12 protein-coding genes are annotated in these 14,301 nt (G+C 69.6%); 7 read left to right on the top strand and 5 right to left on the bottom strand.

What is annotated here, in order from left to right; translation table 11 throughout:
* The first annotated feature begins 139 nt into the window (after positions 1-139).
* A complete protein-coding gene (locus GNT64_RS15085) occupies positions 140-1,888 on the top strand; it encodes a type I secretion system permease/ATPase (protein WP_197277008.1) in 1,749 nt (582 codons plus the stop codon).
* Positions 1,885-3,225 (top strand): HlyD family type I secretion periplasmic adaptor subunit, encoded by a 1,341-nt coding sequence (locus GNT64_RS15090; RefSeq protein WP_156680275.1) that lies wholly within the window; start codon positions 1,885-1,887, stop codon positions 3,223-3,225. Before GNT64_RS15085 ends, GNT64_RS15090 begins: the two co-directional genes overlap by 4 nt.
* A gap of 228 nt (positions 3,226-3,453) precedes the next feature.
* Here GNT64_RS15090 and GNT64_RS15095 read toward each other — a convergent pair whose 3' ends face one another.
* A complete protein-coding gene (locus GNT64_RS15095) occupies positions 3,454-4,938 on the bottom strand; it encodes an aldehyde dehydrogenase family protein (protein ID WP_156680276.1) in 1,485 nt (494 codons plus the stop codon).
* A 96-nt stretch (positions 4,939-5,034) separates the two neighbouring features.
* On the opposite strand from GNT64_RS15095, the gene GNT64_RS15100 reads away from it, so the two are divergent.
* A complete protein-coding gene (locus GNT64_RS15100; RefSeq protein ID WP_156680277.1) occupies positions 5,035-5,772 on the top strand; it encodes a ThuA domain-containing protein in 738 nt (245 codons plus the stop codon).
* Positions 5,773-5,906: 134 nt separating this feature from the next.
* Here the strand turns inward: GNT64_RS15100 and GNT64_RS15105 are convergent, their stop codons facing one another.
* From GNT64_RS15105 to GNT64_RS15120, 4 genes are read right to left on the bottom strand one after another with little or no spacing between them, the layout of a single operon-like run.
* Positions 5,907-7,379: an aldehyde dehydrogenase family protein gene (locus GNT64_RS15105; protein WP_156680278.1), complete on the bottom strand. Its 1,473-nt coding sequence runs from the start codon at positions 7,377-7,379 to the stop codon at positions 5,907-5,909.
* Between the two features lie 50 nt (positions 7,380-7,429).
* Positions 7,430-8,527, bottom strand: a complete 1,098-nt coding sequence (locus GNT64_RS15110) for an acetoin dehydrogenase dihydrolipoyllysine-residue acetyltransferase subunit (RefSeq protein WP_156680279.1) — start codon at positions 8,525-8,527, stop codon at positions 7,430-7,432.
* The gene (locus GNT64_RS15115) at positions 8,524-9,546 is read right to left on the bottom strand and encodes an alpha-ketoacid dehydrogenase subunit beta (RefSeq protein WP_156680280.1); all 1,023 of its coding nucleotides are present in this window, start codon (positions 9,544-9,546) and stop codon (positions 8,524-8,526) included. The genes GNT64_RS15110 and GNT64_RS15115 overlap by 4 nt, the downstream gene beginning before the upstream one ends.
* 13 nt (positions 9,547-9,559) lie before the next feature.
* Entirely contained in the window at positions 9,560-10,531 is a 972-nt protein-coding gene (locus GNT64_RS15120; RefSeq protein WP_156680281.1) for a thiamine pyrophosphate-dependent dehydrogenase E1 component subunit alpha, read from the bottom strand.
* Between the two features lie 260 nt (positions 10,532-10,791).
* Here GNT64_RS15120 and GNT64_RS15125 point away from each other — a divergent pair, with 260 nt between their 5' ends.
* The 4 genes from GNT64_RS15125 (at position 10,792) to GNT64_RS15140 (ending at position 14,253) form a co-directional block, all read left to right on the top strand.
* Positions 10,792-11,490, top strand: a complete 699-nt coding sequence (locus tag GNT64_RS15125) for a TetR/AcrR family transcriptional regulator (protein ID WP_197277009.1) — start codon at positions 10,792-10,794, stop codon at positions 11,488-11,490.
* 71 nt (positions 11,491-11,561) lie between these two features.
* Positions 11,562-12,314, top strand: coding sequence for an SDR family NAD(P)-dependent oxidoreductase (locus GNT64_RS15130; RefSeq protein WP_156680283.1), 753 nt, complete (start codon positions 11,562-11,564; stop codon positions 12,312-12,314).
* Complete coding sequence (locus tag GNT64_RS15135; RefSeq protein ID WP_156680284.1) at positions 12,314-12,862, top strand: carboxymuconolactone decarboxylase family protein; 549 nt, start codon at positions 12,314-12,316, stop codon at positions 12,860-12,862. The genes GNT64_RS15130 and GNT64_RS15135 overlap by 1 nt, the downstream gene beginning before the upstream one ends.
* A gap of 11 nt (positions 12,863-12,873) precedes the next feature.
* On the top strand, positions 12,874-14,253 hold the full coding sequence (locus GNT64_RS15140) for an aromatic ring-hydroxylating oxygenase subunit alpha (RefSeq protein WP_197277010.1): 1,380 nt from the start codon (positions 12,874-12,876) through the stop codon (positions 14,251-14,253).
* The last annotated feature ends 48 nt before the right edge of the window (positions 14,254-14,301 follow it).

A 14,301-nucleotide genomic window follows, 5' to 3' on the forward strand; every position in this document is an offset into this window, starting at 1 on the left:
TGTTAGGGCGCCCCGAAGCCACATCGATGGGCGTGCAGGCGGCCGCCGAATGTAAACGGCATGCGACATATATTAACCACTTCGAATTAATGCCCGGATCGCCCGCGCCGTGTGCGGGCCTTCGCGCGCGAGGTGGAACGTGGTTTTCGGCACAGGCAGGGCTTCTCCCCTGAAAGAGGCGCTGACGCAGTATCGCGCCACGTTCGGCACCGTCATCCTGCTCAGCGCGGTGCTCAACGTCCTGCTGCTCGGCGGCTCCATCTACATGATGCTCGTCTATGATTCGGTGCTGCCCAGCCACAGCCTGCCCACATTGTTCAGCCTGCTGGGCCTCGTCGCGCTGGTCTACGCCTTCCAGGCGCTGTTCGATACGATGCGGTCGCGGATCATGAACGACGTCGGCGGCGCGCTGAGCCGCAGCCTGGCGCTCCGCGTGCAGGATCTGATGAGCGAGGTGGCCCTGCGCGGCTCCCGCCTGGGCGGGGACGGGCTCACCCCGATGCGCGACCTCGATCTCGTTCGCGGGTTCCTCTCCGGCCCGGGGCCGGCGACGCTGATCGATCTGCCCTGGATGCTGCTGTTCCTCGCCATCCTCTCGCTGCTGCACATCTGGCTCGGCGTGGCCGCGACGGCGGGCGCGCTGGTGATGATCGCCCTGACAGTGGTGACGGATCGCGCGGTTCGCGCCCCGACGCAGGACATGGCCGTCATCACCGGCAGGCGGAACGCGCTGGCGGAAAGCAACCTGCGGCATGTCGAGATCCTCTCCGCGCTCGGCATGCGCAACCGGATGCGCGGCCGGTGGAACGAGGTGGATCACGCCCATCTCGAAGCGCAGAGCCGGCTGGCGCGCGCCGTCGGGCTGTATGGCGGGGCCAGCAAGGTCTTCCGCATGTTCCTCCAGTCCGCCATCCTCACCGTGGGTGCGCTGCTGGTGATCGACGGCAAGGCGAGCGGCGGGGTGATCTTCGCGTCGTCGCTCCTCTCCGGCCGGGCGCTCGCGCCGATCGACACCGCCATCGCCAACTGGCGCAGCTTTGCGGCCGCACGCGCGGCCTGGCGGCGGCTGGACGAGTTGCTGTCGCGCGCGCCCCGGCCCGCCGACCTGGCGGTGGAGCTGCCGGCACCGTCGCGCGACGTCACGGTGAGCCAGCTTGCCGTGGCACCGCCCGGCACGCAGCGCCTGACCGTGCGGAACGTGCAGTTCCAGCTTGCCGCAGGCGACGCGCTGGGCATCATCGGGCCAAGCGGCGCGGGCAAGACCAGCCTGGTGCGCGCCCTGCTGGGCGTGTGGCCGGCCGCGCGCGGCGCGATTCGGCTCGACGGCGCCACGCTGGACCAGCGCGATCCGGAGCGTCTGGGCGCGGCGACGGGCTACCTGCCGCAGATGGTCGAGCTGCTCGACGGCACCGTCGCCCAGAACATCGCCCGCTTCGATGCGGCAGCGGCGTCGGAAGACGTGATCGCCGCCGCCCGCGCGGCGGCGGTGCACGACCTCATCGTCGCGCTGCCGCAGGGCTATGACACGCCCGTCGGCAATGACGGCGCGGAACTGTCCGCCGGCCAGCGCCAGCGCATCGGCCTCGCGCGGGCGCTGTTCCGCGATCCGTTCCTGGTGGTTCTGGACGAGCCCAACTCGAACCTGGATGCGGTCGGCGAGGCGGCGCTCGAGAGCGCGGTCGCGGCGGTGCGGTCGCGCGGCGGCATCGTCGTCCTCGTCGCGCACCGGCAGTCCACGCTGTCCCATGTCAGCCATCTGCTCTTCATGCGCGACGGCGAGCAGGAGGCGTTCGGCACGCGTGACGAGGTGCTCGGCAAGGTTCTGGCCAAGCCCGCCGCGCGCAATCCCGCAGCAACGCCGCAGCGCGCGGCCGGAGGTGCCCGATGAGCGACAATCCTTCCCTCGCGATCGTCGGCCGTCAGCGGAGCGGTGGCTACGATCCCGAACTCGCCTTGCAGGGGCGTCGCCGCGCCGCGCTGATCGCCGTCGGCGCGCTGGTGCTCTCGTTCGTGCTGCTCGCCGTCCTCATCCCGATCGGCGGCGCGGTGGTCGGCAGCGGACAGGTCGGGGTCGAATCGCGGGTGAAGCGCGTCGCCCATCCGAACGGCGGCACGATCGCCGCGATCTACGTGCACGATGGCGACCATGTGAAGAAGGGCGACATCCTCATCCGCCTCGACGATGACGTCACCGGCGCCCAGTCGACGCTGTCGAGCCTGACGGTCGGGCAGCTGATGGCGCAGCGCGCCCGGCTGGAGGCCGAACGCCTCGGCACCGGATCGATCGTCTTTCCGGACGATCTGCGCACGCGGCAGGATGCGGGCGCACGGCAGGCGATGGCCGACGAGGAGAAGCTGTTCCGCATCCGCCGCGCCGAGCAGGCGGGCATGCGCGCGCAGCTGGCCGCGCGGATGGCGCAGTATCGCAAGCAGATCGGCGGCTACCAGGCGCAGATCGCCGCGCTGCGCAAGCAGACCACGCTGATCGAGCCCGAGCGCCGCGGCGTGAAGGAGCTGTGGGACCAGGGGCTCGTCACGATCAGCCGGCTGAACCAGCTCGAACGGACCAGCGCCGACATGGAAGGAAACATCGCCTCGCTGCAGGCCGAAATCGCGCAGACGCAGGCCCGCATCACCGAGGCGCAGGAGCAGTTGATCCAGCTGGGCGAGACACGGCGGGCCGATGCCGGCACCCAGCTCACCGCGATCAACGGCAACCTCAATCAGGAGCGCATCCGCAGCGTCAACGCGGCCGACGTGCAGGAGCGCAGCGTGATCCGCGCACCCTATTCCGGCACGGTCGACAAGCTGCAATTCGCGACGATCGGCGATGTCGTGCGACCGGCCGAGACCATCCTGGAGGTGGTGCCCGATCGTGACCGGCTGCTGGTGGAAGCCTCGATCAGTCCCGCCGACGTCGATCAGGTGAGCAAGGGCCAGCACGCCCGCATCCGCTTCACCGCGTTCAACTCCACCGCGACGCCCGAGATCACCGGCTCGGTCACGCTCGTGGCGCCGGACCGCACCACCGATCCGAACTCGCATCAGAGCTACTATGCGGTGCGGGTGGCTGTGGACCAGCGCGATCTTGCCCGCTGGCCCGAGCTGAAGCTGCTGCCCGGCATGCCGGCGGAGATCTTCATCGAGACGGGCAGCCGCTCCATGCTGAGCTATCTCACCAAGCCGCTGCGCGACCAGTTCGCCCGCGCCTTCCGCGACAATTGACGAGGGGCAACCGACGAAACACGCCGGCCTGCGCCCTCAGCCGGATCGACATTCGGCTTTCTGCACGTCCGCTCATCCTGAGGAGGGGCTGAGCGGAGGCGAAGACCCGTCTCGAAGGACTTCCCATGTCTTTCGAGACGCCATTTCGACAGGCTCAATGGCTCCTCAGGATGAGCGGTTTGGATAGATGCGAGTAAACCGACTTGATCCGCTGAATGTCGATCCGCCCTAGCCGCGCGCTATGCCCACCGCCTTGTGCCGCACGAACTCCTCGATGCCGGCCTTGCCGCCCTCCCGGCCGAAACCGCTGATCCCGGTGCCGCCGAACGGCATCGCCGGATCGAGCGTCTTGGCGGTGTTGACGAACACGTTGCCCGTCCGCATCGCCGCCGCCACCTGGTGCGCGCGCCTCAGGTCGTTGGTGTGGAGGTATCCGCCAAGCCCGTAGCGGGTGGCGTTGGCGATGGCGATCGCCTCCGCCTCGTCGCGGAAGCGATGGATCGTCAGCACCGGCCCGAAGATCTCGTTCTGCGCCAGCGGATCGGCCGGATCGACGTCGGCGAACAGGGTGGGCGCCACATAGGCGCCGCCCGCCAGCACGCCGCCCACCCGGCCGCCGCCGGTCAGCAGCCGCATCGCCCCGCCGGCCTTCGCCGTCTCGATCAGCCCCGTCACCCGCACCGCCGCCGCCTCGTTGATCAGCGGGCCGATGGCGGTGTCGCGCTCGAACGGGTCGCCCACCTTCATCGCCTCGGCCAGGGCCACCATCCGTTCGATCAGCGCGTCGTAGATGCCGTTCTGCACCACCACCCGCGTCGGGATGGCGCAACCCTGTCCGCTCAGCACGCCCAGGCTGTGATAGACGGCCTGCGCCGCCGCCGCGTCCGGATCGACATCGTCGAAGATGATGTTCGCCGCCTTGCCGCCCAGCTCCATCACCGTCGGCTTCAGCAGGTCGGCGCAGGCGTGCAGGATGCGCCGGGCCGTCGCCGGCCCGCCGGTGAAGCTGATCTTCTCCACCAGCGGATGCTCGATCAGCCGCGCGCCCGCCTCCGGCCCGCCCGGCACCACGTTCACCACCCCGTCGGGGAAGCCCGCCAGCTTCGCCAGCCGGCCGAACAGCGCCGGCACGAACGGCGCCATCTCCGAAGGCTTGATGACGACGCTGTTGCCCGCCGCCAGCGCCGCCGGCACCTTCATGCCCAGGGACACCAGCGGCCCGTTCCAGGTGATGATCAGGCCGATCACGCCATAGGGTTCCGGCGCCACATAGGCGAAGTCCTCCGCCGGGAAGGTGGAGAGCAGCTGCCCCTCCAGCTTGTCCGCCCAGCCGGCATAATAGCGGATCCAGTCCGCGCAGGCGCCCGGCGCATAGCCCTCGCCCACCGCCACCGGAATGCCGCACTCGATCGCCGCCAGGCGGCCGAACTCGGCGGCATGCTGCTCGATCAGGTCGGCCAGCTTCAGCAGGCAGCGCCGCCGCTCCGCCCCCGGCGTGGCCCGCCAGCCGGCAAAGGCGCGGTGCGCCGCGTCCACCGCCGCGTCGATCTCGGCCACGCCGGCCAGCGGGATCTCGGCCTGCGCCTCGCCCGTCATCGGGCTGATATGGGCGTGGTGCCCGCCGCTCGTCCGCGTCACCGCCTCGCCATCGATGATGAGCGCCAGCGCGGGGGGTCGCCGGTCGATCGGCTCCGCGTTCGTCGTCGTCTCCATCGTCCCGCTCCCGCCTGATTTATGATCCACCAGTCATCACCACGGGCTTGACTGTCAAGCGCCCCCGGCCGACCCTGCGCGCGAGAGAGGAACGCGATGCACGAGACGCGCCACGTCCACCTGATCGTCGCCGGCCGCTATCACGACATGGATTATGCCCGGCTGGAACTGTTGAAACTGCTGGCCGAGACGCCGTCGGTCCGCACCGTCGTGGATGGCGACTTCCACCGCGTCGGCCGCCTGCCGGCCTGCGACCTGCTCGTCACCTACACCTGCGACATCGCGCCGGCGGCGGCGGAGGTGCAGGCGCTGCACGGATTCCTCCAGGCCGGCGGCCGCTGGCTGGCGCTGCACGGCACGAACGCGATCCTGCGCTTCCTGGACGACGGCCGCATCGCCGCCAGCGACGCGCATGACGACTATATGGACGTGATCGGCACCAAGTTCCTCGGCCATCCGCCGATCGGCCCGTTCCGGGTGGAGAATGCCGCGCCGGATCACCCGCTGGTGGCCGGCATCGCGCCGTTCGACATCGTCGACGAACTCTATCTGTTCGAGCGGCGGGGTGCGTTGACCCCGCTCCTCACCGCCACCTTCAGCGGCAGCATCGCGCCCTTCGCCGCGGCCGACTGGCAGGACGAGGCCTCACCGATCTTCTACCATCGCGAGGTGGGCGCAGGCGGGATACTCTACCTCGCGCTCGGCCACTGCCGCAGCCACTACGATCCCTCGCCCAACGGCGCCTTCATCCCGCACCCGGTGCGCTGCGGCTGGGATTATCCGGTGTTCCACGAACTCCTCCGCCGCAGCCTGCGATGGGGCATGGGCCTGTAGTTAGTTCCTCCCCGGAACGGGGAGGGGGACCAGCCGCCGGCTGGTGGAGGGGGCGGGCGGCACAGGCCAGGGTAGAATGTCGCACGTCCCTTCCGCCACCAACCTGCGCCGGCCCCCGGCCGCGCCGGAAGGATCTACAACGCCACCGTCACCGCCTTGGTCTGGAGGTAGTTCTCCACGCCCTCGAAGCCGCTCTCGCGGCCCCAGCCGGATTGCTTGTAGCCGCCGAACGGCATCGCCATGTCGCTGGCGCCCCAGCAGTTCACCCACACGATGCCGGCCTGCACCCGCGCCGCCAGCCGGTGCGCCTTCGATACGTCGCGCGTCCAGATCGAGGCGGCGAGGCCGTATGTCGTGTCGTTGGCCTTGCGCGCGATCTCCTCGATATCGTCCACCGGCTGCGCCACCAGCACCGGGCCGAAGATCTCCTCGCGATAGATCCGCATGTGATCGGCGGCGTCGACGAGGATCGTCGGCTGGTGGAAATAGCCGCTCTCGCCGTGTCTTTGGCCGCCCGCCGCAAGGCTCGCTCCTTCGGCCAGGCCGGAGGCGACGTAGTTCGAGACGGTGTCGAAGTGCCGCTGGCTGACGAGCGGCCCCATCTCGGTCGCCGTGTCGGTGCCCGGCCCCACCTTCATCCCGCCGGCTATGGCGGCCACGCCCTCCACCACGCGATCGAAGATGCTGCGTGGCGCCAGCAGCCGCGTGCCGGAAACGCACACCTGCCCGGCATTGGCGAAGATGCCGGCCGCCGCCCCCGCGATCGCCTTGTCCAGATCGGCGTCGTCCAGGATGATCGTCGGCGCCTTGCCGCCCAGCTCCAACGTCACCTTCTTCAGGTTGCCGCCGGCCGCCGCCAATATCTGCTTGCCCACGCGGGTGGAGCCGGTGAAGGCGATCTTGTCGATGCCCTCATGCGCCGCCAGCGCCGCGCCGGCGATCGACCCCTCGCCGGGCAGGATGTTCACCACGCCGCGCGGGAAGCCCGCCTCGACGATCAGCTCGCCCAGCCGCAGCGCCGTCAGCGGCGTCTGCTCGGATGGTTTCAGCACGCAGGTGCAGCCCGCCGCCAGCGCCGGCGCCAGCTTCCACGCCGCCATCAGCAGCGGAAAGTTCCACGGCACGATCAGGCCGGCGACGCCCGCCGGCTCGCGCCGCGTATAGGCGTGATACTCGCCAGGCATCGATATGGTGGTCGTCTTGCCCTCGATCTTCGTCACCCAGCCGGCATAGTAGCGGAAGGCGTCGGCGGCGGCCGGCACGTCATAATAGTGCGCGTGGGTCACGGGCTTGCCGTTGTCCAGGCTCTCCAGCCGCGCCAGCTCCTCCACATTGTCCTCGATGAGGTCGGCGAGCTTCCACAGCAGCTTCGCCCGCGCGTTAGGGGCGAGCGCGCGCCACTCGGCGCCCTCGAAGGCGCGCCGCGCCGCCGCCACCGCCCTGTCCAGATCCGCCGTGCCGGCCGAGGCGAAGGTGCCCAGCCGCCCGCCGGTGGCCGGATCGATCGTGTCGAGCGTGGCGCCGTCGGCCGCCGCCACCCAGTCGCCGTCGATCAGCAGCGGCCGGGTCTCGCCCAGCCATGCGGTCACGGTCTCGGCTGCGCTCATCTTCGCTCTCCTTCTGCTCTCGGCTGTCCCGGCGATGGCCGGCGCGGCGGCTAATCGTTCGCGCGCAGGAAGTCGGCAATGCGCGCGTTCACCGCGTCGGCCGCCTCCATGTGCGCCATGTGGCCCACCCCGGCGATCACCGCCTCGTCCGGCGCGGCGGGGGTCGGGAACACCTGGTCCTCGGCGCCGAACAGCGCCAGCACCGGCACGCCCACATCCGCGTGCAGCGCGGCGAGGCTCTCTTCGGAGAGGGCCGCATCGGCGATCGTCCGCAGCGCCTCCGGCACGCCGTCCAGCCGCTTGTACGCGACGAGATCGTCCAGCATCTCGCGCGTGACGAGGCCCGGATCGGCGAACAGCAGTTCCACCACCGGCTTCATGTCCTTGCGCTTCTGCGCGGCGATGAAGCCCTCGATATAGTCGCGGTTCAGGGTGCCGCCGAAGCCAGCGCCGCACACCGCCGACACGGAGAGCACGCGCCCCGGCGCCAGCTGCGCCACCGTCAGCGCCACGCCCGCGCCCATCGAGTGACCGACCAGGTGCACGCGGGCGAGATCCTTGGCATCCAGGAAGGCGATCGCCCGCCGCGCCAGCGTGGCGAGGCTGCCGTCGCCGACCGCCTTTGACGAGCTGCCGTGGCCGGGCAGTTCCAGCGCATAGGCCGGCCGGTCCGCCGCCCACGCCGTCTGGTTGAACATCCAGTTGTGCAGGTCTCCGCCGAAACCGTGCAGCAGCAGCGCCGGCGCCGCCCCCGCGCCGCCGGTATCGTCCAGCAGCAGGAAGCGGCTGGTCTCCCCGTCGATCGCGATCGTCTCCGGCGTGGGTGCCGATGGGCCGGTCGCCTCCTCGACGGCGAAGCGCGATTCGAAGTCGGCGACGAATGCGTCGATCGCCGCGTCGTCCTCGTCGCCGTCGGTGATGACGCCGATCAGCGCGCCCACCTTCTTCACCGCGCCCTCGTCCGCCACGATGCGGCGCAGCGTGCCGGCCTCGGCCGCCTCCACCACGTTGGCGATCTTGCTCGTCTCGATCTCGACCAGCTCGGCGCCGCGCGCGATCGTGTCGCCCGGCCGCGCCTGCCAGCCGGTGATCGTGCCCTCCTCCATCGTCAGCCCCCAGCGGGGCACGGCGACCGCGTGGATCGTCATGCCGCGCGCGCCTTGCCCTTGGCGAGCTTGCGCACCGCCGCCGCGATGCGATCGATCGAGGGCATGTAGAGATCCTCCAGGGTCGGCGAGAAGGGGGAGGGCGTGTGCGGGCACGTGACCGTGCGGATCGGCGCGGTCAGGAAATCGAAGCCCTCGTCGGCCACCTGCGCCGCCACGTCCGCCGCCAGAGAGCAGCGCGGCGGGCTCTCGTCCACGATAACCAGCCGCCCGGTCTTCTCCACGCTCTCCAGGATGGTGTCGAGGTCGAGAGGGCTGGTGGTGCGCGGATCGATCACCTCCACGGAAAGGCCCTCCTTCGCCAGCAGGTCCGCCACCTCGTTGCAGCGCGTCGCCATCAGCGAGAAGCCGACGAGCGTCACGTCCGTGCCGTCGCGGGTGATCGCCGCCTCGCCGAACGGGATGGCATAGGCCTCGTCCGGCACCTCCCCGGAGCTGTCGTACAGCATCTTGTGCTCGAGGAAGATCACCGGGTCATTGTCGCGGATGGCCTGGATCAGCAGGCCCTTGGCGTCGTACGGCGTGCTCGGCATCACCACCTTCAGGCCGGGCACCATCGTGAACATCGGGTGCAGCGTCTGGCTGTGCTGGCCGCCGGCGCGGAAGCCGCCGCCGATCATCGCCCGCATCACCATCGGCGTCCTGATCTTGCCGCCGAACATGTAGCGGAACTTGGCCGCCTGGTTGAAGATCTGGTCGAAGCACACGCCCAGGAAGTCGACGAACATCAGGTCGGCGATGGGCCTGAGCCCGGCCAGCGCGGCGCCGGCGGCGGCGCCCATGATCGCGCTCTCGCTGATCGGCGTGTCGATCACGCGGGCGCGGCCGAACTCCCCGACCAGGCCCTTGGTGACGCCGAGCACGCCGCCATAGGCGTCGTCCTCGCCCTCGCAGCCGGCGCCGCCGGCCACGTCCTCGCCGAGCAGGATCACCGTGTCGTCGCGCCGCATCTCGTGGCGGATCGCCTCGTTCAGGGCCTGTCGGTAGCTTTTCTGGGGCATTGTGCTTCTCCGCTCAGTACGCGCCGGCGTAGACGTCGGTCTCCAGGTCGCGCGCCGTGGGGAAGTCCGCCGCCCCGGCCGATCGCGCCGCCTCGTCCACCTCGGCCAGCACGGCCGCGTCCACCGCATCCAGCTGATCGCCGTCCAGCAGGCCGGCCTCCGTCACCCTGCGGCGGAAGATCGTCAGCGGATCCTTGTTCAGCCTGGTATGCTCGCGCTCCTCGGCCGTGCGGTACAGCATCGGATCGCCGCAGAAATGGCCGCCGAAACGCCGGTTGACGGTCTCGATCGCCGATGGCCCGCCGCCGGCCCGCGCGCGTGTCACGGCCTCGCGCGTCGCCTCGTACACGGCGAAGAAGTCGGTGCCGTCCACCCGCGTCGCCGGCATGCCGAAGCCCTCGGCGCGTTTGGCGATATCCCGCGATCCCACCGCATAATCGTGGCCGGTGCCTTCGCCGAAGCCGTTATTCTCGAACACGAACAGCACCGGCAGCTGCAGCACCACGGCCAGGTTCATCGCCTCGAACACGGTGCCCTGGTTTGATCCGCCATCGCCGGTGAAGGATACCGCCACGCTGTCCTCGCCCTTCGTCTTGGCGGCCAGCGCCGCGCCCACAGCCAGCGGCGGCGCGCCGCCGACGATGGCGTTGGCGCCGATCATGCCCTTGTCGAAATCGGCGATGTGCATCGATCCGCCCTTGCCGCCGCACACCCCGTCCCGCCGGCCGTAGATCTCGTGCATCATGCCGCGCACCTCCACGCCCTTGGCGATGCAGTGGCCGTGGCCGCGATGGGTGCTGCCGATCTTGTCGGCGTCGGTCAGGGACATGCATACGCCCACCGCCGACGCCTCCTGCCCGGAATAGAGATGGACGAAGCCGGGGATGTTGCCGCTCTCGAACTCCACGAACACGCGCTCCTCGAAGGCGCGGATCGTGCGCATCAGCCGGTAGGCCTTCACCAGATCGTCTCGGCTCAGCTGCATCGCACCCGTCTCCCGATCGCGCCCGACGCGGCGCGCGTCCACTATTATGACCCATCAGTCACTACAAGCCCGGCCCACCGCGCGTCAATCGGCCGCCGTTCGCGCCCATCATGACAGGGCGGACGCTCCCGTCATCCTCTCCTTTTTGGGCGGCGGTCGACATCTCGGGCCCGGCGGCGGCGCACAGGGCGGCGCGGTCTTCGCGCTTGAAATCGCATCGGCGCGCGGGGATGACGGCTGCGATCCAGAAGGAAGCGCCAGTGCCCGAACCCGAAGCCGCGCCAGAAGCGCACGCCGCCGATATCGCGCCCGCTGAGGCGCCCGCGCCGCGCAAGCGCCGACGCTCCGCCACGCAGGTACAGCGCAACGAGGCGACGCGGCTGCAGCTGCTGGAGGCCGCCGGCAAGGTGATCGGCAAGCACGGCTATGCCGGCTGCACGATCGCCCGCGTGACGACCAGGACGAAGATCGCCCACGGCACCTTCTACCTGCACTTCGCCTCGCAGCAGGATCTGTTCGACGCCGTGCTGCCCACCCTGGGCGGCCGCATGCTCGCCTCAATCGGCCGGGCGATCCACGCTGCCACGGACGCGATGGAGCTGGAGCGCAGGGGATTCGAGGCGAACTTCGCCTATCTCTCGCGCCACCCCTACATGTACCGCGTGCTGTCGGAGGCGGAGCTGTTCGCCCCGGCCGCCTTCCACGGCTACATGGATCGCATGACGCGCGGCTACGTCCGCTCGCTCCAGCGCAGCAAGGCCGCCACGCAACTGGCCGACTACAGCGCCGACGAGCTGGAATCGATCGCCACGATGCTGATCGGCGCGCGCACCTACCTGCTGATGCGCTACGGGATCGAGAGCAATGCCGTGAAGCCGCTGCCGGCCGCGAAGCTGGATACCTATCTCAAGTTCGTGGCGCACGGCATCCTCGGCGATCGCGCCCTTCACGCCGGCTGAGCTTATCGTGATTGACTGGTCATTTTAGCCGGCCTAGTCCGGCTGCTCGGCCAACGGGACGGAACGACCGCATGGATCTGGGACTGAACGGCAAGCGCGCCATCGTCACGGGCTCCAGCCGGGGCATCGGCCGCGCCATCGCCGAGCATCTGCTGGCGGAAGGCGCCGCCGTGGCGATCTGCGCGCGCCGGCAGGACGAGGTGGACGAGGCGGTCGCCACCCTCTCCGCCACTGGCGGCCGGGTGATCGGCCGCGCCGTGGACGTGGGCGACGAGGCGGCCAACACGGCGTGGATCGAGGATGCGGCGGCCGAACTCGGCGGGCTCGACATCTTCGTGCCTAACGTCAGCGTCGGCGGCGGGCCGGAGAAGTGGCGCGAGGTGTTCGAGGTGGACGTGATGGCCACCGTGCGCGGCTGCGAGGCGGCGGTGCCGCACATCGCGGCGGCCGGCGGCGGCGCGATCGTGCTGATCTCCACCACCGCCGCGTTCGAGGTGTGGCGCGCGCCCCAGGCTTATGGCGTGATGAAGGCCGGCATGATCAATTATGCCAAGAACCTCAGCGACACCGTCGCGAAGGACAATGTCCGGGTGAACACGGTCGCCCCCGGCCCGGTCTACTTCGCCGGCGGCGCATGGCCGAACATCGAGACGCAACATCCCGATTTCTTCCGCGAGGTCAGCCGCTCGATCCCGCTCGGCCGCATGGGCGCGCCCGCGGACGTCGCCCGCGCCGTCACCTTCCTGGTCAGCGATGCGGCGGCCTACATCACCGGCGTCACCTTGACGGTGGATGGCGGCCGCACCCGCGGCGTCGATTTCTGATGGCAGCGGCCCCGCCCCGCGTCCCGCCGATCGAGCCCGGGGACTGGACGGACGAGACGCGCGCGGCGCTGGAGAAATGGCAGCCGCCGCTCAACTTCCACAAGACGATGGCGCACAATCCGCGCACGCTGGCGAACTGGATCGGCTTCGGCCAGGCGATCCTGTGGGACAATCTGCTCAGCCGGCGCGAGCGGGAACTCGCCATCCTGCGCGTCGCGGCCCAGATACGCTGCGACTATGAGTGGGGCGCCCACAAGCGCTTCACCCTCGCCGAGGGGCTCGCGAGCGAGGCGGAGGTGGCGCGTCTCGCCTCGCCGATCGATCCGGCGGAATGGTCGCCGTTCGAGGCCGCGCTGATCGCCGCCACCGACGATCTCTTGCGCGACGGCGGCATCGGCGACACGGCGTGGGCGGGTCTCGCCGAACGGTTCACGCCGGCCCACTATATCGACCTGATCTACCTCGTCGGCGAGTTCGTGATGGTCGGCATGATGATGAAGTCGTTCCGCATCGAACTGGACGAGGGGTTCGAGCGGCTGCCCGGCTGAGGAGAGGGTGCATGGAGCATGTTCCGCTGGGCGAGGCGCGCGCGCCCGTCGACCAGGTGCAGGATTATCTGGATCGCGAGACCCGGCCCGTGCCGGCCTATCTGCGCGACGACAGCTACGTCTATCTCGGATCGGCGGATCTGCCCGTCTCGCGCTGGCTGAGCCGCGACTTCTTCGAGCGGGAAATGCGGCACGTCTGGCCGCATGTCTGGCAACTGGCCTGCGTGGCGGATGACGTCGCCACCGTCGGCGACTATGTCACCTACGACATCGGCGATCACAGCTTCATCGTCGTGCGCGAGGCGGCGGACAGCATCCGCGCTTACTATAACAGCTGCCTCCACCGGGCGACCAAGCTCGCGACCGGCCAGGGCCATGCGCGGGCGTTCAAATGCCCGTTCCACGGCTGGGTCTACGGCCTCAACGGCCGCATCACGGGCCTGCCCTGCGCGTGGGACTTCGAGCATCTGACCGACCGCACCCTGCCGGAAATCCGCGTGGCGACGTGGCAGGGCCTCGTCTTCGTCTGCATGGATCCGGCCGCCCCGTCGCTCGCCGACTATATCGGCCCGATCGACGCCGCGTTCGAGCGGTATCCGCTCACCGCCAAGCACAAGTCCGCCCATGTCGAGAAGGTCGTGCCGGGCAACTGGAAGATCGGCCTGGAGCAGTTCATCGAGAGCTACCATGTCTTCGGCACCCATCCGGAGGCGCTGCCCTATATCGGCGATGCCAATACCGAATATTGCATCTGGCCGGACAACGATCATGTCAGCCGCATGCACGCGCTGCACAGCGTCTCCAGCCCGCATGTCGGCGATCGCTATAGCCAGCAGGACATGATGGACCTCATCACCGCCATCTCCGACAAGGCGGGCGCCGATGCCGAGCGGATCGTCGTGCCGGACGGCGTCACGACGCGGCAGATCCTCGGCGAGAAGCGGCGCCGGCTGCTCGCCGACCTCGGGCTGGACGTGTCGCACCTGACCGATGCCGAGATGATCGACACGATCCACTATTTCATCTTCCCGAACATCGTCGTGTGGACGGCCTACGGCTCGCCGATGATCTACCGCTTCCGGCCGAACGGCATGGATCATGAGAGCCACGTCATGGAGGTGATCTTCCTGACCCCCTATGACGCGCGCGCGCCGAAGCCGGCGCCCGCACCCGTCACGAAGCTCGGCTACGAGCAGAGCTGGACGGAGGCGCCGGAGCTGGGCAAGCTCGGCTGGGTGTTCGATCAGGACGTGGGCAACGCCCATCTCGTCCTCGCCGGGCTCAAGGCCAGCGGCAAGAAGACGGTGACGCTGGCGAACTATCAGGAAGTCCGCATCCGCCACTATCACCGCACGATCGACAAATATATCGAGCGGGGCGAAGCCGAATAGCTCCTCCCCGGTACGGGGAGAGGGACCATCCGCAGGATGGTGAAGGGG

Origin of the sequence: Sphingomonas profundi, from assembly GCF_009739515.1 — a bacterium.
In the GTDB taxonomy this organism is placed as follows: Bacteria; Pseudomonadota; Alphaproteobacteria; order Sphingomonadales; family Sphingomonadaceae; genus Alterirhizorhabdus; species Alterirhizorhabdus profundi.